The organism is Corallococcus praedator (assembly GCF_003612125.1).
In the GTDB taxonomy this organism is placed as follows: Bacteria; Myxococcota; Myxococcia; order Myxococcales; family Myxococcaceae; genus Corallococcus; species Corallococcus praedator.
This window is the reverse complement of sequence record NZ_RAWI01000014.1, coordinates 1-17,617: the sequence shown is the minus strand read 5'-3', so window position 1 is coordinate 17,617 and position 17,617 is coordinate 1. Positions and strand designations below refer to the sequence as shown.

Annotated in this window: 9 protein-coding genes; 4 read left to right on the top strand and 5 right to left on the bottom strand. The window is 69.9% G+C overall.

The window, feature by feature from the left end; genetic code table 11:
- Positions 1-114: 114 nt before the first annotated feature.
- From D7Y13_RS03410 to D7Y13_RS03400, 3 genes are all read right to left on the bottom strand, one after another.
- Positions 115-1,452, bottom strand: a complete 1,338-nt coding sequence (locus tag D7Y13_RS03410; protein WP_120531868.1) for a DUF8689 domain-containing protein — start codon at positions 1,450-1,452, stop codon at positions 115-117.
- 59 nt (positions 1,453-1,511) lie between these two features.
- Positions 1,512-2,459, bottom strand: a complete 948-nt coding sequence (locus D7Y13_RS03405) for a branched-chain amino acid transaminase (protein WP_120531869.1) — start codon at positions 2,457-2,459, stop codon at positions 1,512-1,514.
- 154 nt (positions 2,460-2,613) lie between these two features.
- Positions 2,614-3,555: an AAA family ATPase gene (locus D7Y13_RS03400; protein WP_120531870.1), complete on the bottom strand. Its 942-nt coding sequence runs from the start codon at positions 3,553-3,555 to the stop codon at positions 2,614-2,616.
- Between the two features lie 192 nt (positions 3,556-3,747).
- Here D7Y13_RS03400 and D7Y13_RS03395 point away from each other — a divergent pair, with 192 nt between their 5' ends.
- On the top strand, positions 3,748-3,972 hold the full coding sequence (locus D7Y13_RS03395) for a hypothetical protein (RefSeq protein WP_120531871.1): 225 nt from the start codon (positions 3,748-3,750) through the stop codon (positions 3,970-3,972).
- A 105-nt stretch (positions 3,973-4,077) separates the two neighbouring features.
- On the opposite strand, the gene D7Y13_RS03390 is transcribed toward D7Y13_RS03395, so the two are convergent.
- Complete coding sequence (locus D7Y13_RS03390; protein ID WP_120582807.1) at positions 4,078-8,667, bottom strand: response regulator; 4,590 nt, start codon at positions 8,665-8,667, stop codon at positions 4,078-4,080.
- Between the two features lie 99 nt (positions 8,668-8,766).
- Entirely contained in the window at positions 8,767-11,670 is a 2,904-nt protein-coding gene (locus D7Y13_RS03385; protein WP_120582794.1) for a glycosyltransferase family 4 protein, read from the bottom strand.
- Between the two features lie 135 nt (positions 11,671-11,805).
- On the opposite strand from D7Y13_RS03385, the gene D7Y13_RS03380 reads away from it, so the two are divergent.
- The 3 genes from D7Y13_RS03380 (at position 11,806) to D7Y13_RS03370 (ending at position 17,540) form a co-directional block, all read left to right on the top strand.
- Complete coding sequence (locus tag D7Y13_RS03380) at positions 11,806-14,322, top strand: DUF4912 domain-containing protein (protein ID WP_120582793.1); 2,517 nt, start codon at positions 11,806-11,808, stop codon at positions 14,320-14,322.
- A gap of 26 nt (positions 14,323-14,348) precedes the next feature.
- A complete protein-coding gene (locus D7Y13_RS03375; RefSeq protein ID WP_120582792.1) occupies positions 14,349-15,938 on the top strand; it encodes a glycoside hydrolase family 57 protein in 1,590 nt (529 codons plus the stop codon).
- Between the two features lie 102 nt (positions 15,939-16,040).
- Entirely contained in the window at positions 16,041-17,540 is a 1,500-nt protein-coding gene (locus D7Y13_RS03370) for a trypsin-like peptidase domain-containing protein (RefSeq protein WP_120531875.1), read from the top strand.
- Positions 17,541-17,617: the final 77 nt, after the last annotated feature.

The following is a 17,617-nucleotide window of genomic DNA, read 5'->3' as shown; positions in this document are numbered from 1 at the left end:
GGCTCCTTCTCGCCCCGGCCCGCCCCGGGCGCTGTTTTCTCAGAGGCTGCGCCGGGCGGTACAACGGCACGCGGATTCTAGAAATTCCGCGCGGTTGGAACAATTAAAACCCGACTAGAGATTCACCAGGAACACTTCGCACGCCTGGTCCAACAAGTCTTTGGAGAGGGCCGGCGGTATCTGCCGGTACCTCGCCGCATCCCGGATGAGCGACACCAGGTCCCGGGGGTGGCACGAGCGCATCTCCATGCTGCGCGGCTTGTAGTAGTGCTCCACGAGGTAGGTGATGGCCTGGTCCACGTAGGGAATGCCCGCCGCCTCGCACACCCGGCGGAAGATCTCCCGGTAGGACTCTTCATCCGGATTGCCTACTTCAATCTTGTACTTGATGCGGCGCAGGAACGCCTCATCCACCAGCTCCTTCGGGTCCAGGTTGGTGGAAAACACAAGAAGCTGATCAAACGGGATTTCGAACTTCTTGCCCGTGTGGAGGGTGAGGAAGTCCACCCGCTTCTCCAGGGGGACGATCCACCGGTTGAGCAGGTCCGTGGGGTGGACCTTCTGCCGGCCGAAGTCGTCGATGAGGAGCATGCCGCCGTTGGCCTTCACCTGGAACGGGGCTTCGTAGAAGCGGGTGCTCTCCGAGTAGATGAGGTCCAACGTCTCCAGCGTCAGCTCACCGCCCACGACGACGGCGGGGCGCCGGCAGAGCAGCCACCGCTTGTCCATTTCGAAGGTCTGCCGGCGGCCGCCCGCGGCCGAGCCGATTTCGAGCGACACGGGGGTGTGGATGATCCGGTCGTAGACCTTGATGATCTGGTTGTCGATTTCGAGGCAGTGCGGGACGTACACCTCGCCGCCGAACATGTGCGAGATGGCCTCCGCGAGGCTCGTCTTGCCGTTGCCGGGCGGGCCGTAGAGGAAGAGCGAGCGGCCGGAGTTCACCGCCGGGCCCAGCTTGTCCATCAGCTCCGCGGAGACGGTGAGGTGGCCCAGGGCCATCACCAGGTCCTCCTGGCTGACGACGGGCGTCTCCTCCGTCTGGCTGGTGATGAGGGCGTTGTACTGCTCGATGGGGACGGGGGCGGCGCCCACGTAGGTGGAGCGGGTGAGGGCGTCGCGGGCGTACTCGCGGCCCTTCTCCGTGAGGGCGAACTCCACGGACGCGCGGCCAAAGCCCTTGCCGCCCCTCAGGTCCACCAGCTTCTCCTGGGCGAGGAAGTCCACCACGTGCTCGACGACGCCCGACCAGGGCAGGCACATGCTCTCCGCGATGCCCATGCCCGTGCCGGTGCCGGCGTAGTAGAGGAACTTCAGACCCAGGTCGGCGAGCAGGCCGATCTTCAGTCCGGTGTCCTCCAGCGACTTCGGCTCCGAGGGAGCGATGTCGAGGACGGACGGGTTCTCGAGCTTGAACGGATTGTCTTCGTACGCGTACCCGGCGGGAGGCATCGGGTAGGGGTTCTACCCGATTCCCCCGCCCGCCGGGATGTCACGTCAGGCGACTGTTCTCAAACGTAGGTCAGCCAGTCCGCATAGCGGTCGTCCTGGCCCCGGACGACCTTGAAGTAGGCGTCCTGCACGAACCGGCCGATGGGACCGGGCTTGCCCTCGCCCACCTGGCGGTTGTCCACCTCGCGCACGGGGGTGATCTCCGCGGCGGTGCCGGTGAAGAAGATCTCGTTGCAGATGTAGAGGGCGTCGCGGGTGAACGTCACCTCTTCCACCTGGCGGCCGCTGTCGCGCAGCAGCTTCAGCACGGTGTCGCGGGTGATGCCGTCCAGGATGGGCGAGGAGAGGGGCGGCGTCTTGATGATGCCCTTCTTGTTCACCATGAAGATGTTCTCGCCGGAGGCCTCCGCGACGAAGCCGCTGATGTCCAGGAGGATGGCCTCGTCGTAGCCGGCGAGCACCGCCTCGCGCTTGGCCAGGATGGAGTTGACGTACTGGCCGGTGATCTTCCCGCGCACCATGTTCACGTTCACGTGCATGCGCGTGAAGGAGCTGACCTTGGCGCGGATGCCCTCGCGGATGCCCTTGTCGCCCAGGTACGCGCCCCAGTCCCAGGCGGTGACGGCCACGCGGGTGGGGTTCACCGCGCCCAGGCCCATGGCGCCATCGCCCATGAAGGCCACCGGGCGCAGGTAGGCGCCGTTGGCGAACAGGTGCTTCTGCTGGCGCAGCAGCTCCAGCGTCGCCTCCACCAGTTGGTCCTCGGTGTAGGGGATGTGCAGCATGATGATGTGCGCGGAGTCCAGCAGGCGCTGGATGTGCTCGCGCAGCCGGAAGACGGCGAGCCGGCCGTCATGGGTCTTGTAGGCGCGGATGCCCTCGAAGACGCCCAGGCCATAGTGGAGGGCGTGCGTCATCACGTGCACGCTGCCCTCGTCCCATTTCACCAGCTTCCCATCGAGCCAGATGTGTTCGGCGCGCAGTACGGAGGATGAGGTCGAGCTCATCGGGAAGTTCCTCGTCGGGCTAGGGGTGGGACGGCTTGAGACCGTGAGTCTTCAAGCCTTCTATCCAGGCCCACCGGGGAGGCAAAGCGCGAAACGCCAGGGGGCTGCCTGAACGCAGCGCCCCCACTGTGTCCACCGTCCAAGTCGCCGTGCGTCAGGCCTGGGCGATTTGTGGAAGGTTGGCGCGGGCCTTCTCGATGTCACCCTCGTATTTGAGGACGAGGTTGAGCGTGGCGGCGACGACGTCCGCGGTGAGTGACTCGGCGTTGAGCAGCGCCAGGCTCTGCGCCCAGTCGAGCGTCTCGCTGATGGATGGGGCCTTCTTCAGGTCCAACGCCCGGATGGCGGCCACGGCTTCCACCACCTGCTCGGCCAGCACCTGGGGCACCTCCGGCAGGCGCGAGCGGACGATGCGCAGCTCGCGCTCCCGGTCCGGGAAGTCGATGTGCAGGTGCAGGCAGCGGCGCTTGAGCGCGTCGGACAGTTCGCGGGCGTTGTTGCTGGTGAGGATGACGCGCGGGATGTGCTTCGCCTTGATGGTGCCCAGCTCCGGCACCGTGACGGCGTTGTCAGAGAGCACTTCCAGGAGGAAGGCCTCGAACTCCGGATCCGCCTTGTCGATTTCGTCCACCAGCAGCAGCGACGGCTTCTCCGACAGCTGGGCCTGGAGGATGGGGCGGGGCAAGAGGAAGCGCTCGGAGAAGAACACCGCGTCGCCGGACGCGAGCCGGTCCGCGGCCTCCGCGAGCGTCTTCGTGCCCTGCGTCATCTCTCCAATCTTGTCCTTGAGCAGCTGGGTGTAGAGCAGCTGCTTGGCGTACTCCCACTCGTAGAGGGCCTTGGCTTCGTCCAGGCCCTCGTAGCACTGGAGGCGGATGAAGCCCCGGTCCAGGGCCAGGGCCAGGGCGCGCGCCAGCTCCGTCTTGCCCACCCCCGCCGGACCCTCCACCAGGATGGGCTTGTTCATCCGGTCCGCCAGGAACACCGCCGTGGCGATTTCGGGGGACGACAGGTAGCCCACCGCCTCCAGGCGACGCGCCGCGTCCTCCACGCTGGTGAAGGACGGAATCGCGGAGGTCAGTTCAGGGGGGCTCACACCCGTCAACTTAACCGACGGTCCCCTGACGACTGCGGCAAAAATGCCAGGGTTGTGGGGGCGCCGTCCGCACCCTTGAGGGCCTTTGGGGCTACAACCCCCCGGAATCAGGATGCGTAAATATTTTCGCACCCTGGGCACGCACCGTGCATCTCAGTGCCGTATCTCAGGACACGAACGAGGTCGCGGGTCATGTGGGCGTGGTTGAAACTGGCGATGGCGGTGGTGGTGGTGGTGATGCCGGGCGGCATCCCCCTGGTGATGGCGTACATCGCGACGCGGACGCTGGTGGAGCGCTGGCGCATGGCGCAGGCGCAGGCCCGGGACGAAGGCCGGCCGGTGTCGGTGCGGGACGTGGTGGGGTCGCTGCACTTCCGTGACCTGCTGCGCGAGGCGAAGGCCGTCACAGCCCTTTAGCGCGGCGCTCGTCGCACCGAGTCACCGACCTGAGATGACGCACGAAGGGCCCGGCACTCCGAAAGAGTGCGCGGGCCCTCGTCATTTCCAGGGGACGGCGGAGGGCTACTTGTCGAGTTCGTCGACGAGCGCCGTCCAGTCGTCCTCGCCCTCGGGGGCGGTGGGCAGCTGCATCACCATGGTGCGCTCCGGGGCGTCTTCGTCATCGGCCAGGGGCTGCGCCGGCGCCGGGGCGGCCTTCTTCGCGGCCGGCTTGGCGGCGGCCTTCGCGGGGGGCTTGGCCGCGGCCGGGATGACGGGGTTCGCCTGGGCCGTCACGGCCAGGTGTTCGTCCACCGGGGGCTTGGTGGCGGGAGCGGCGGCGGCCGGGGCAGGGGCCTTGCTCTTGTAGCGGGCCAGCTCCAGCTCGGCGACCTTGAGCGCCTTGCTCTTCTCCTGGACGGACGTCTGGAGGCGGGCGACTTCCTGGGCCTTGATGGCCTCGCGACGCTCCAGCTCCGCCTTCTGCTTGGCGTTGAGGTCGTCCAGCTCCTTGAGCTGACGCGCTTCCAGGTCCTTGCGCTCCTTCTGCGCGGTGGCGAGACGGGCGGCGGACTCGTTGGCCTTGGTTTCGGCGGCGGTGACGCGGGCGGTGAGCTCCTTCTCCGCGCGGCTCCGGGCGCTCGTGGCGTTCTCCAGCGCGAGCTCCAGGTCCTGGGCCTTCTTGGTGCGGGCCTGGAGCTGGGCCTGGGCGTCCTTGAGCTTCGCGTCCGTGTCGGCCGCGGCCTTCTGGGCGTCCTGGCCGAGCTGCGCGATGGTCTGCTCCGCCTTGGCCAGCTTCGCGGCCAGTTCGTCGGCCTGCTTCTTCTGGGCGGCGGCGGCGGCCTGGGCCTGCTGCGCCTGGGCCTGGGCCTGCGCCTGGGCCTGCTGGAGCTGTCCGGCGAGTCCGTCGCGCTCGCTGGCGAGCTTCTGCTGGGACTGGCCGGCCTGCTGGAGCTGCGAGTCGCGCTCGGCGATGGCCTTGCGCGCCCCGTCCAGGTCGCTGGACACGGCGTTGAGCTGCTGGCCCAGCGCGTCCGCCTGCTTCTTGGCTTCGGCGGCCTGGGTCTGCAGCTGGCCTTCGAGCGCCTTCACCTGGTCGGTGCGGGTGGCGACCTCGCGGTTGAGCACCTCCGCCTGACGCATCTTCTCCTGCGTCACGTGGGTGAGCTTGCGCAGCGTGTCCGACAGCTCCTTGCCCTTGGTGTCGACCTCGTTCTGGAGCAGCTCCTCGCGACGCTGGGACTCGTGCGTGAGCGTCTGGAGGCGGTCGTCCAGGTCGTGCCGCGCGTCCTCGGTCTGCGCGAGCTTGGAGGACAGCTGCGTGACTTCCGCCACGCGCGCGCCCAGCTCGTGCTTGGTGACGATGAGCTGTTCGGCCAGCTCTTCTCCGTTCGCCTGCGAGTCCGCGAGCTGGCGCTCCAGCTCCGCCTGGGTGGCGGCGGCCAACTGGCGCGTCTTCGCGTGGGCCTGCTCCTCGCGGGCGAGCACGTCCCGGGTGTCGGTGAGCTGGGCCTGGGTGTCGGCCAGCTGCTGCGACGTGGCGTTCAGCTCCTGCGTCAGCCCGTCGCGCTCGCCGGTGAGGGCGGCGATCTGGGCGGTGGTCTCCTGCGCGAGCGTCGCGTGCGCGCCGCGCTCGGCCTCATACAGGCCCTGCGTCTCGGACAGGTCCGCGCGCAGCTGGCCAATCTGGCCGGTGAGGTCCTGCTCCAGCGAATCCTTCGCCTCGCCGAGCGCCTGCAGCTCCGCGATCCGCGTGTCGCGCTCCTGCGTGGTGCGGGCGAGGAGACCGTTGGTCTCCTGGAGGATGTCGCGCGTTTCGTTCAGCTCCGCGTCCAGCTCGTCGCGGTGCGTGGTCGTCTTGGCCAGCTCCGCGCGCGTCGACTCCAGGGACTCCTGGGTCTGCGTGAGCGTCTGGCTCGTCGCCTCCAGCTCGCCGCGCGTCTCCGCCAGCGTGCCCTCGGTGCTGGAGAGCGTGGCCTGCGTGTCCGCGAGCGTGGCCTCGGTGCGCGCCAGCGTGCCCTGCGTGTCCGCGAGGGTCGCCTCGGTGCGCGTCAGGGTCTGGCTGGTCGCCTCCAGTTCGCCCTGGGTGGAGGCGAGCGTCTCCTCCGTCTGCGCAAGCCGCGTCTGCGTGTCGGACAGGGTCTGGCTGGTGGCTTCCAGCTCGCCGCGCGTCTCCGACAGCGTGCCTTCGGTGCTGGAGAGCGTGCCCTGCGTGTCGGACAGGGTCTGGCTGGTGGCCTCCAGCTCGCCGCGCGTGGTGGAGAGCGTCTCCTCCGTCTGCGCGAGTCGGGACTGGGTGTCGGACAGCGTCTGGCTCGTCGCCTCCAGCTCGCCGCGCGTTTCCGCCAGCGTGCCTTCGGTGCTGGAGAGCGTGCCCTGCGTGTCCGCGAGGGTGGCCTCCGTGCGCGCCAGCGTGTCCTGGGTCCGCGCGAGGGTGTCCTCGGTGGTCGCCAGCGTCTGGCTGGTGGCCTCCAGCTCGCCGCGCGTGGAGGCGAGGGTCTCCTCGGTCTGCGTCAGGCGCGTCTGGGTCTCGGAGAGCTGCTGGCTGGTCGCCTCCAGCTCGCCGCGCGTCTCCGCGAGCGTGCCCTCCGTGGTGGAGAGCGTCGTCTGCGTCTCGGAGAGCTGCTGGCTGGTGGCTTCCAGCTCGCCGCGCGTCTCCGCGAGGGTGGCTTCGGTGCTGGAGAGGGTGCCCTGCGTCTCCGTGAGCTGCTGGCTCGTCGCCTCCAGGTTCCCGGTCAGCTCGGAGATGCGCGAGTCACGCTCGGCCACGTCCGACTGCAGGCCCTCGATGCTGCTGTCGCGCTGGGCGACGGTGTCTTCCAGCGACGCCACGCGCGCGGAGAGCTGTTCGCCCTGCTGCTGGGCGGAGTCCAGCTGCTCGCTGAGCGCCTGGATCTGGCCCTTGAGGTCCGCCTCCAGGGCGTCCTTCTCAGAGCGCAGGTTCTCCAACTGGCTGGTGAGGTCCTGCTCCAGCGCGTCCTTGGCCTGCTGGAGCGCCTGGATTTCGGCGTTCAGCTCCGACTCGCGGTCCTCCAGGTGCGTCTTGACGGCCTCGACTTCGCCCTCCAGCTCACCGATGCGCTCGCGGTGCTGCTGGATGGTGGCGTTGAGCTCCGCCTCGCTGTTCTCGTTGCGGGCGATGGCCTCCTGCAGCTCGCGGTCGAGCGAGGCGAGCTTCGCGTCGCGCTCCTCCACGCGCTGGGTGAGGTCCGCTTCCTGTTCGTCCTTGTCCAGCTTGAGCTGGTCGCGCTCGCCGGTGACGCGCGCGATGTCCGACTCCAGGTCCGCCACCTGCTGCGTGAGGCGCTGCTCCAGCGCGGCACGCTCGGCGTTGAGGCGTTCAATCTCCGCGTCGGAGCGGCTGGCGTGCTCTTCCGCGGTGGTGGACCGGGCCTCCAGGCCGCGCACGGTGGCGTCGCGCTCCTGCTCGGTCTGGGTCAGCCGCTCCTGGAGGGCCTGGATCTCGCCGTCCAGCTCGGCGTAGCGCTGGTCGCGCTCGCTGACGGTGCGGCCCAGCTCCGACTCGAACTGGTCGCCGCGCTCGCGCAGCTGGAGGATGTCCGCCTCGTTGGCGCGGACCGTGTCCTGGAGCTTCTGCTCCTTGACCTCGAACTCCAGCGTGACGACGCCGAGGTGCTTCTCCAGCTTGTCGAACTCGTTGCGCCAGCCTTCCAGGTCGGCGCCACGGCGGGACAGCTCCTCGTCGCGGAGGTTGACCTCCTTGCGCAGGACGTTGATGTCCTTTTCCTTGGAGGCGACGACCTCGATGAGGTCCTTCTCCGAGGAGAACTTCTGCAGGAGCAGGTCGTCCACGGTGGCGCCGTGCTCGCGCTCCTTCTGGACGATGGACTGCTGGGCGTCGTTGAAGCGCCGCAGCAGGTCATCCACCTGCATCTTCAGGCCCTGCAGCTCCACGTCCTTCTCGTGGAGCCGGTCCTCGACGGACAGCAGCTCCCGCTCGCGGACGCTCCAGATTTCGGACAGGCGCGCGAGCTGCGCTTCGCGTGTCTTCAGCTCGTCCCGGAGGATTTGAATCTTCCCCTCGGGCGTGCCCATCAATTCACGGCGCGGGGGCGGGCGCTTGAGCTGACGCGACTCCGCCAGCAGCTCCGCCTTGCGGTCCGCGATGGAGGAGAAGGCGCGGTCCATGAAGGACTTGTCCTCGTCCGTCATGGCGCTGCGGCGCTCGCGCTTGGGCAGCTTGGGCGGGGCGCCGGTGCGCACGCCGGGCATGGGCGGCGGGGCCTCACGCGGGGCGCCGGAGAGGGCCGCGTCCAGGTCCGCGTCCGTTTCGTCGGTGCCGGGCGGGACGATGCCCGCGCTCATCGAGGCGAGCTCCCCCATCTCGAAGGGGATGACGAGGTAGCCGTCCGCGGCGGCGGGCGTCTCACGGTGTTTGTTCAGCCCCTCCACGCCCGAGTCGGAGGACAGCAGGAGGACCTTGAGGTTCTGGCCCCACTTGCCCTTCTTGATCTGACCACAGAGGGCGAAGCCGGACTGGTCCGGCAGCTCCGCGCGCACGACGACCAGGTCGGGTCGGCGTTTCTCCAGCTCCCGCTGCGCATCTGACGCAGTGGTGGCCATGGCCGTGTTGTAGCCCGCGCTCTTGAGCACGGAGGCCATGCTGAGTGCGAAGTCGTTCTGGCTTTCGACGATGAGGACGCGACGCTCCATGAAGCCCTTCACCCAGCAAAAAGTGCAGTGAAAACCGCCACATCCTATTCGGCGGGCGCAAGGCTTGGGAAGTTTCCGAGCGGCGCTCGGTCGCTTGCCTCACGTGTTCTTGTTGCGAACCGCTCCCTGGCCGACAGGTGGGGGCGTTCCAGCCTCCGGATCCCTCCCCGGGAAGTTGGTGGGAGGGGTGTGCCGGGCGAACTGGGCTCCTTCAGGCGGACAGTACCCGTGCGCCAGCTGGGCGAACCACGGGTTGAGGGTGGATCCGGGCGGCGCCGGCGGAGGCTCTTCGCTCACCGCGGCTTCGGCGTCCTCCGCGTCCGCGGCCTCCAGGGCGAGCGAGTCCGCGTCGTGGACCTCGTCGCTGCTGATCTCCTCCGGCTCGTCCAGCGCCGCGCGGGCGTTGGACGGGGTGGTGCTGCCGTCGTCGTCGAGAGACTCGGCCTCGTCGGCGGCGATCTCCTCCGGTTCGTCGTCCGCGGAGGCAGGCGAGGAGGGCTTCAGGACGGGCGGCCCCGATCGGGCCTGTCCCTCCGGAGAGGACGGCATCAGCCGGGGCGGTGGCCCCTGGCGCGGAACGGGCGGCGGTGAGACGGCCCGGGGCGGCAGCTGCGGGGGCCGGTCCGCGTCGGACCCGAGGCCTCCCCCCCGGATGGGGGGCTTGTCCGCGTCACCCGCGAGGCCTCCCCCCCGGATGGGCGGCTTGTCGGATTCCGACAGCACCGGCGGCGGCGTGCGGGGGGAGGCGGGACGGCCTGGATCAGCGGCGAGGCCGCCACGGATGGGCGGTTTGTCCGCGTCGGCCATGGAAGGAAGGGGAGGAGAGCGGGGAGGTTCGGTGGCGGCGGAGGGCGGCTCGCCGGTGAAGGCCAGGCGCGGGGGTTTCGAATCGGAGCGCCCGGCATTCGTGCTCCGCCCCGCGTTCATCACGGAGCGCATGGGCACGATGGGCGTGGGAGCCGGTGGCTCCGGGAAGTCCTCCACCAGCACCGAGGAGCGACGGACGATGGGCGTCGGGGCGGGAGACTCCTCCTCCCGGGTGACGCCGGAGCGACGGACGATGGGCGTGGGCGCCTTCTCTTCGTCCTCGGAGGCGAGCGAGGAGGGCCGGCGCACAATGGGCGTGGGCGCCTTCTCTTCGTCCTCCGTCGGGGCCGGCCGACGCACGATGGGCGTGGGGGCCGGCGCTTCGCCCTCATCCTCGAGCGCCGAGCGCCGCACGACGGGCGTCGGTCCGGAGTGGGCCGCGTCGTCGCCCTGCCCGCGAGGGGCGGTGTCGGCATTGCCAGCGTCCCTGGAGGACGTGTCCAGGGTCGAGTCCCGGGAGGAGAGCGCCTTGGCGGAGAAGCTCGTCACCAGCTCCGTCGGCGGACCCGGCTCACCCCGGCGACCGCCCAGGGGCTCCGGTTCCTCCTTCGTCGGGGCGGCCGGGAGGGTGGTCCTGGCGGTGTCGCTCCCACTGTCGACCGACGCCGGGGCTTCGGTCCGCGCAGGCGCTGAAGCGGGCGCGCGCTCACGCAGCGGCAGGCCCAGGACCATGGGGACTTCATCCGGGCGCATGTCGGGCTCGGTCTTCACGAGCCGCGTGTCGAGCCCTTCCTCCAGGGCCATGCCCATCACCAGGGGCAGGTCCTCGGCGCCTTCCTTGTTCGCCGCCGGTTCCGGGGCCGAGGCTTCGAGCGCGCTGTCCGGCGCGGCGGGCTTCGCGGGCGGCTTGGGCACGGGCGCGGGCCTGGAGGACTCCGGCATGCCCAGGTTCGCGAGCCGGTTGGTGGGCGTGCCCGTCATGGTGACGTCGGGCGGCTCGTTGGCGGCGCCCACGGGCAGGTTTCCGCGGTTCTTCAGGAGCGAATCATAGAGGTCCAGCAGCTGGCCCCGGATGAGGCCCGCGTCCAGCACCTTCTCCGCGTGCGCGCGACCGGCCCGGCCCAGCGCCACGCGGCGGGGCACGTCGCGCGACAGCTCCACGATGCGTTCGGAGAGCGCGCGGCTGTCCCCGGGCGGGAAGAAGACGGCCGCGTCCTGGGGGATGAGCTCGCGGGTGACGGGCAGGTCCGCGGCGATGACGGGCCGGCCGGCGGCCATGTACTCGGAGACCTTGGCCAGCGGTCCGCCCTGGACCCGGTTGCGCTCCGAGTCGTCCATGGGCAACACGCCCACGTCCGCCAGGGCCAGCACCTTGAAGAGGTCGTCGTGGACGACGGGCGGCTGGAAGTCGACCTTCTCCTTGAGTCCCAGGTCCTTGACCAGGTCGTCCAGGTGGGGCTTCCAGTCCGGATGGTGCGCGCCCACGAGCGTCAGGCGCACGTCCACCTGCTGGGCGGCGAGCGCCGTGGCCCTCAGGAGGGTGGGCAGGCCCTGCCAGCCGACGTGGCTGCCCAGGTACATCATCCTCAGGGGCGTGCCGTCCGGGGCGCCGAGCACCTCCGGGTCATAGGGCTTCAGGTCCACGGGCGCGCGCAGCATGCGCAGCTGGTCCTCCGCGGCGCCCAGCCCCTGGATGTACCCGCGCGTCGTCTGCGAACCGGTGACGACGAGGTCCGCGTTCATCAGGCAGAAGAGCTCCTGCCGGCGGATCTTCGACAGGAAGCGGCGGTCCCCATCCGTCTGGGGATGGGTATAGCGCAGCTCCTGCGAGGGGAAGGTCTGCGCCTCATAGATGAGGCGGTAGCCGTAGTCCGCCTTGAGCTCGCAGAGCGCGTAGCCGCCGAAGGGGTCCGTGAAGTGGGCGAGGGCGTAGTCCTCGCTCTCCAGCTGCCGACGCACGGCCCGCTCGAAGGATTGGATGCGCGAGGCCAGGTCGCCGGAGCCTACCGGGACGCGAAGCAGCCGGGCGCCCTGGTACTTCTCGATATGGGAGTGGTCGGGCGTCTTCGCCGACAGCACCACCACGGAGAAGCGGTCAGGCAACGCCTTCAGATACTCGGTCAGTCGGCGTGAGGAGCCAGACGGGCCGGGGATGACGTCGAAGCTGCACAGGAGAAGTCTGGGCAGGTCACTCAAGCGGTCGCAGGATACTTGGACAAGGGGAAGGTGTCATCGGTCGTGAAGGAAGAAGTACGGGGTCGGCAGACAAACACATCCCGTGACGGATGCGTTGACCCCCTGTATGCCGCGACATAACGAGGCGGGGTGTCCATGGATGAGCGGAAGGGCGTCACCTTGAGCTACCTGCGCGAACTGGCCCGGAAATACCTCCGGGAGCGGTCCGGCGCGTCCCGAGGGCGTGAGTTCGTCAGCGCGCTCGCCGAGCGTGTTCCCGCCCTGGGGCGGCTCGCGCGCCTGGCGGGACTGAACGTGTCCCAGCGGGGCTCCGGTGACGTGGGCGGGGAAGAGCGCACGCTGGATTCCGGACAGCCGGATTCCGGTCCGGCGCGGGGCGCGAAGCCCGGGTCCGTTCCCCTGCCGCCTCCGGAGGCGTCGGATGCCCAGGAAGCACAGGCACGAGAACTTTCCTCGGAACCCATCACCGAGCCTTCGGGCGGACCCCGGACACGGCCGGCGCGGGTGGTGACTTTCCCCGCGCGCGGCAAGTCGCGCAGGGACCCGGACGACGAGGACACGCTGCCGTCGTTCCCCGACGCGCCCACGCCGCGTCCGTCGAGCGCGCCGAATGCAGAGGGGGCGCACACTGCCGCCGCCGGAGCGGTCGCCGTGCCCGCGAGCGAGCCTCCGCATGCCGCCGAGCCCCTGGTGGAGGGGTTCTTCGTGACGAAGATCGCGGGGCAGGCCGAGGCGCGCCGCCATCATCTGTTGGAGGAGCAGGCGCCGCGCCTGCCCCCCGCGGACGCGACGCCCGAGCGGCAGGAGCACCTGACCGAGCTGCCCCTGGACTACCAGGACGACGCGATGGTGCTGCTCGCGCGCGATCCGCACACGCTCTTCGTGTTCTGGGACTTCAGTGACGCCAGCCGGCAGCGGGCGCTCGATGGCCTGCCGTCGCCGCGCGCGGTGCTGAAGGTGTTCGACGGGGAGGGTGTGGCGCGCGAGGTGGACTTCGCGCTGGAGTCGCGCAGCTTCTACCTGCGGGACATGTCCCCCGGGCGCACGTTCCGGGTGGAGGCGCACTTCGTCGGCACGGATGGCCGTTCGCGCCGCATCGGACATTCGTCGAACCGGGCGACGCTGCCGCCGGCGGGACCGTCCTCGGACACGTCCATCCGGTTCCTGCACATGCCACCCCCGCCCGTCGTGGACCGCCAGCGTGAGGAGCCCGTGCCGGTGGTTGCCTCGCGCGCTCCGGAGCCGCAGGAGCGCGAGTATGTGACGTGGCGCCGGGTGACGTTGCCGGGCAGCGCGGGCGTGCGCGATGTTCCGGAAGTGCACCGTGTGCGGGCCCCCGGCGCTTCGGATCAGCGCTATGGGGAGGCGGCCTATCTGGAGGGTGCTCCCCGGGCACCGGGTGCTTCGGACCAGCGGTATGAAGCGGGAGCTGTGGAGCTTGCTCCCCTGGCACCGCCGCGGGCACCGGGTGCTTCGGATCAGCGCTATCTGTCGGTGGAACGCGCGCCGGGAGCTTCGGATCAGCGCTACGAGCAGACCGGGGGCGCGGTGGGCCATCGGTATCTGGAAGTGCCGCGCGCGCCGGGTGCTTCGGATCAGCGGTATGGGCAGGCACTGCTTCCGGGCGGTGTGTCGGAGTACCGCTATCTGGAGGTTGCTTCCCGTGCCGCTGGCGCTTCGGATCAGCGCTACGTGGAAGGCGCGGGAGGGCAGGGCGCGTCCGACCAGAAGTACATCGACGTGCCGCGTGCGCCGGGTGCTTCGGATCAGCGCTACCTCACGGTGTCGCCGGTACCCGGGGCTTCGGATCAGCAGTACCTGACGGTGCCGCGTGCGGCTGGCGCGTCGGATCAGCGGTATCTGTCCCCGGAGCGTGCGCAGGGGGCTTCGGATCAGCAGTACCTGACGGTGCCGCGTGCGGCTGGGGCGTCGGATCAGCGGTATCTGGGGACGGAGGGCGCTTCGGGGCAGCAGCACCCGACGGTGCCGCGCGCGGCCGGGGCATCGGATGCGCGCTCCCTGGATGATTCGCGTGCACCCGCTGGCGCGCCTCCCGCGAAGGGTCCGTCGGCGCCACTTCCCGTGAATGGCCGTGGCGTGGGGAATGGCTCGCGCGCGCCTTCGTTGCCCGTCTCCGTGGGGAAACCCGCGTCGGATTCACGTTCGCAAGGGGCGGTTTCTCCGGAGCCGTCGCGCGCTTCCGCGCCTGAGGCCCCCAGGGATCCGTGGGCCCTGAGCGTGACGCGCGGACTGTCCGCGTCCGAACAGCGAGCCCTGGACAAGGCGAGAGAATCTGGCGAGGCGTCGCAGGTGGCTGCTCCGGCTCCTGCGCCTTTGAGTGGCTCTCCGTCCACGGAGGCGGCTTCCGTGGCATCGAAGGCAGCGCTCTCGACGGTCGCACCCAGCACTCCGCCCGCGAAGGCCGAAGCGTCTTCGCCTCCGCCCGCACCGCCGTCGAAGACCGCCGCTCCCGCGGTGCCTGGCACTCCGTCCGCGAAGGCCGCCGCGCCTCGGACCGAAACGGCCCGGACGGAGGCCGCACCCGCTCAACCTTCCGCGCCCGCGAAGCCCGCGCCTCCTGAGCCTTCATCCCCGGGCTCCAAGTCCTCCAACTCCAAGTCCCGGCGCTCTTCGCGCCGTGGACGTTCGTGAACCCGCACGGCCTCCTCGACTGACCTATGAGCCTGGGCTCCCTCGCGCTGGTCCTCCACGCACATCTCCCCTTCGTCCGCCACCCCGAGTACGAGGACTTCCTCGAGGAGGACTGGCTCTACGAAGCCATCTCGGAGACGTACCTGCCGCTGCTGCGCGTGTTCGACACGCTGGTCGAGGAGCGCGTCCCCTTCCGGGTGACGATGACGCTCTCGCCCACGCTCGTCACGATGCTCAACGACGACCTGCTGCGCGAGCGCTACGCCCGGCGCCTGGACCTGCTCTGCGAGCTGGGCGCCCGTGAGGTGCACCGCACCCGTCACGACGCCACCTTCCATCCGCTGGCCGTCTTCCACCGCGACCACTTCGAATCGCTGCGCCTCGCGTACAACAACCACTACCGCCGTGACCTCGTCGCCGCGTTCCGCAGGCTCCAGGACGCAGGCCACCTGGAGATCCTCACCTGCAACGCCACCCACGGCTTCCTGCCGCTGATGCAGCAGACGCCCGAGGCCGTGCGCGCCCAGGTGACGGTGGCGGCGAACCACTACCGCCAGAACTTCGGCCGCGACCCCGCGGGGATCTGGCTGGCCGAGTGCGGCTACTACCCGGGCCTGGAGCGCGTCCTCTCCGCCGAGCGCATCCGCTACTTCTTCGTCGACACGCACGCGCTCACCGACGCCACGCCCCGCCCGCTGCACGGCCCCTACGCCCCCATCTTCACCGAGCCGGGCGTCGCCGCCTTCGCACGCGACCCGGAGAGCAGCCAGCAGGTGTGGAGCACCGAGCACGGCTACCCGGGCGACCCCGTCTACCGCGAGTTCTACCGGGACATCGGCTGGGACCTGGACCAGGACTACATCCGGCCCTTCGTCCAGCCCACCGGCGACCGCAAGAACACCGGCTTCAAGTACTTCCGCATCACCGGCAAGACGAGCGACAAGCAGCCCTATGATCCGGCCGCCGCCCGCGAGCGCGCTGGGGTACACGCCGGCAACTTCCTCTTCAACCGCGAGCGCCAGTTCGAATACCTCGCCTCGCGCATGGGCGGCCGCAAGCCCGTGGTCGTCGCGCCCTACGACGCGGAGCTGTTCGGTCACTGGTGGTTCGAAGGCCCCCACTTCATCGAAGCGCTCATCCGTCAGGCCGCGCGCGAGCCCCGGAAGTTCGACCTCATCAGCCCGCTGGACGACCTGCGAGCGCACCCGGAGAACCAGGTGGCCACGCCGCCCCTGTCCTCGTGGGGCGCGGGCGGTTACGCCAACATGTGGTTGGACGGAAGCAACGACTGGATCTACCGGCACCTGGACCACTGCGCGAAGCAGATGGTGGAGCTGGCGCGGGACTTCCCTGACGCTTCATCCCTGCCGCGCCGGGCGCTGAACCAGGCCGCGCGCGAGCTGCTGCTGGCGCAGTCCTCCGACTGGGCCTTCATCATGAAGACCGGCACCATGGTGGACTACGCCGTCCGCCGGACGAAGGAGCACCTGCAGCGCTTCCTGCGCCTGCACGATCAGGTGCGCGCGGGCACCGTCGACGAAGCGTGGCTGTCCCACGTAGAGGGCCGCGACAACCTGTTCCCTGAGCTGGACTACCGGGTGTACCGGCCTGGTTGAGCGCTTCGGGAACAGGCGGGCTGGCCGGGAGTTCACCTCCCGCAGGCGGACGATGTCGTTCCGGTTGCGGGGACTCGTTTCCGCTTTAGCTTGAAGGAATCCATGACCCACACGCTCCTTCCGTTCCGTCGCAAGCTCGTGGCCGCCGTGCTGGTGCTGGCGTCGCCCACGCTCGCCCTCGCGCAGGCTCCGGCGCCCAAGCCCGCCGCACCACAGACGCAGCAGGCGGCTTCCGGACAGGCCGGCAACCTCCAGCCCGCCACGCGCGAGGCCCAGTCGCTGGCCTCGCTGGCCCCGCTGGTGGACTCGGTGAAGTCCGCCGTCGTGAACGTGGACGTGCAGGCCCGTCCCGAAGTGCCGGAGGGCATGGAGGACAATCCGCTCTTCGACCGCTTCTTCGGTGGAAACGGTGGGCGGGGCGGCGGTCGCAGTGAGCGGGAGCAGGTCCGCCAGGGCGCCGGGTCCGGCTTCATCATCGACCCCAAGGGCCTGGTGCTCACCAACAACCACGTCATCGCGGACGCGGTCACCATCACCATCCGCCTGGACGACGGCCGTTCGTTCACCGGCGAGGTGGTGGGGCGCGACCCGCTCACCGACGTGGCCGTGGTGAAGATCAAGGAGAAGGTGGATCAGCTGCCCACCGTGAAGCTGGGGGACTCGGACGCGGTGCGCGTGGGCGACTGGGTGCTGGCCATCGGCAACCCGTTCGGGCTCGCCTCCAGCGTCAGCGTGGGCATCCTGTCCGCGCGGGCCCGGGAAATTGGCGCCAGCGTGTACGACGACTTCCTCCAGACGGACGCGGCCATCAACCCCGGCAACTCCGGCGGCCCGCTGTTCAACATGAAGGGCGAGGTGGTGGGCATCAACACCGCCATCGTCGGCGGGGGCACGGGCATCGGCTTCTCCGTGCCCAGCAACCTCATCAAGGCGCTCCTGCCGCAGTTGGAGAAGAGCGGCTCCGTCACGCGCGGCTGGCTGGGCGTGGGCATCCAGCCCCTCACGCGCGACCTGGCGCAGGCGCTGAAGCTGCCGGTGAACGAGGGCGCCATCCTCACGCAGATCAACCCCGGCTCCCCCGCGGCGAAGGCGGGGCTCAAGGCGGACGACGTGGTGGTCGCCGTGGACGGGCAGAAGGTGCGCTCCGACAGCGAGCTGACCCGCACGGTGGCGCTCAAGAAGCCCAACAGCGTCACCACGCTCAGCCTCTACCGCGACGGCAAGGCCCAGGACGTGAAGGTCACGATGGGCACCCGGCCGGACCTGGAGGGCATGTCCAAGAAGAAGCCCGAGGCCGCCGAGGAGCAGGACACCTCGCGCCGCGTGGGCGTGTCCCTGCAGGACCTGGATGCGCGCACCGCGTCCCAGGCGGGCTTCACGGAGCGCTCCGGAGCGCTCATCACCGACATCATCCCCGGCTCGCCCGCGGACCGCGCGCAGCTGTCCCCGGGCATGCTGGTGGTGGAGGCGAACCGCAAGCCCATCGCGAGCGCGAAGGAGCTGGCCGCGGTCATCCGCGCCGCGCCCGCAGGCAGCACCCTGCTGCTGCGCGTGGCCGGTCCCGGCGGCGGGCGGCTCTTGCGTGCGCTGAAGATTCCCTGAGGTGAGCGAGCAGCAATGAGCGTCAACTACGTCTCGTTGGGTGACAGCACGGCGGTGGGGGTGGGGGCGTCGCAGGG

Coding starts and splice junctions, on each gene's coding strand:
- D7Y13_RS03390 (WP_120582807.1), bottom strand. CDS start 8,667: ATGGAGCGTCGCGTCCTCATCGTCGAAAGCCAGAACGACTTCGCACTC.
- D7Y13_RS03410 (WP_120531868.1), bottom strand. CDS start 1,452: ATGCCTCCCGCCGGGTACGCGTACGAAGACAATCCGTTCAAGCTCGAG.
- D7Y13_RS03380 (WP_120582793.1), top strand. CDS start 11,806: ATGGATGAGCGGAAGGGCGTCACCTTGAGCTACCTGCGCGAACTGGCC.
- D7Y13_RS03375 (WP_120582792.1), top strand. CDS start 14,349: ATGAGCCTGGGCTCCCTCGCGCTGGTCCTCCACGCACATCTCCCCTTC.
- D7Y13_RS03405 (WP_120531869.1), bottom strand. CDS start 2,459: ATGAGCTCGACCTCATCCTCCGTACTGCGCGCCGAACACATCTGGCTC.
- D7Y13_RS03370 (WP_120531875.1), top strand. CDS start 16,041: ATGACCCACACGCTCCTTCCGTTCCGTCGCAAGCTCGTGGCCGCCGTG.
- D7Y13_RS03395 (WP_120531871.1), top strand. CDS start 3,748: ATGTGGGCGTGGTTGAAACTGGCGATGGCGGTGGTGGTGGTGGTGATG.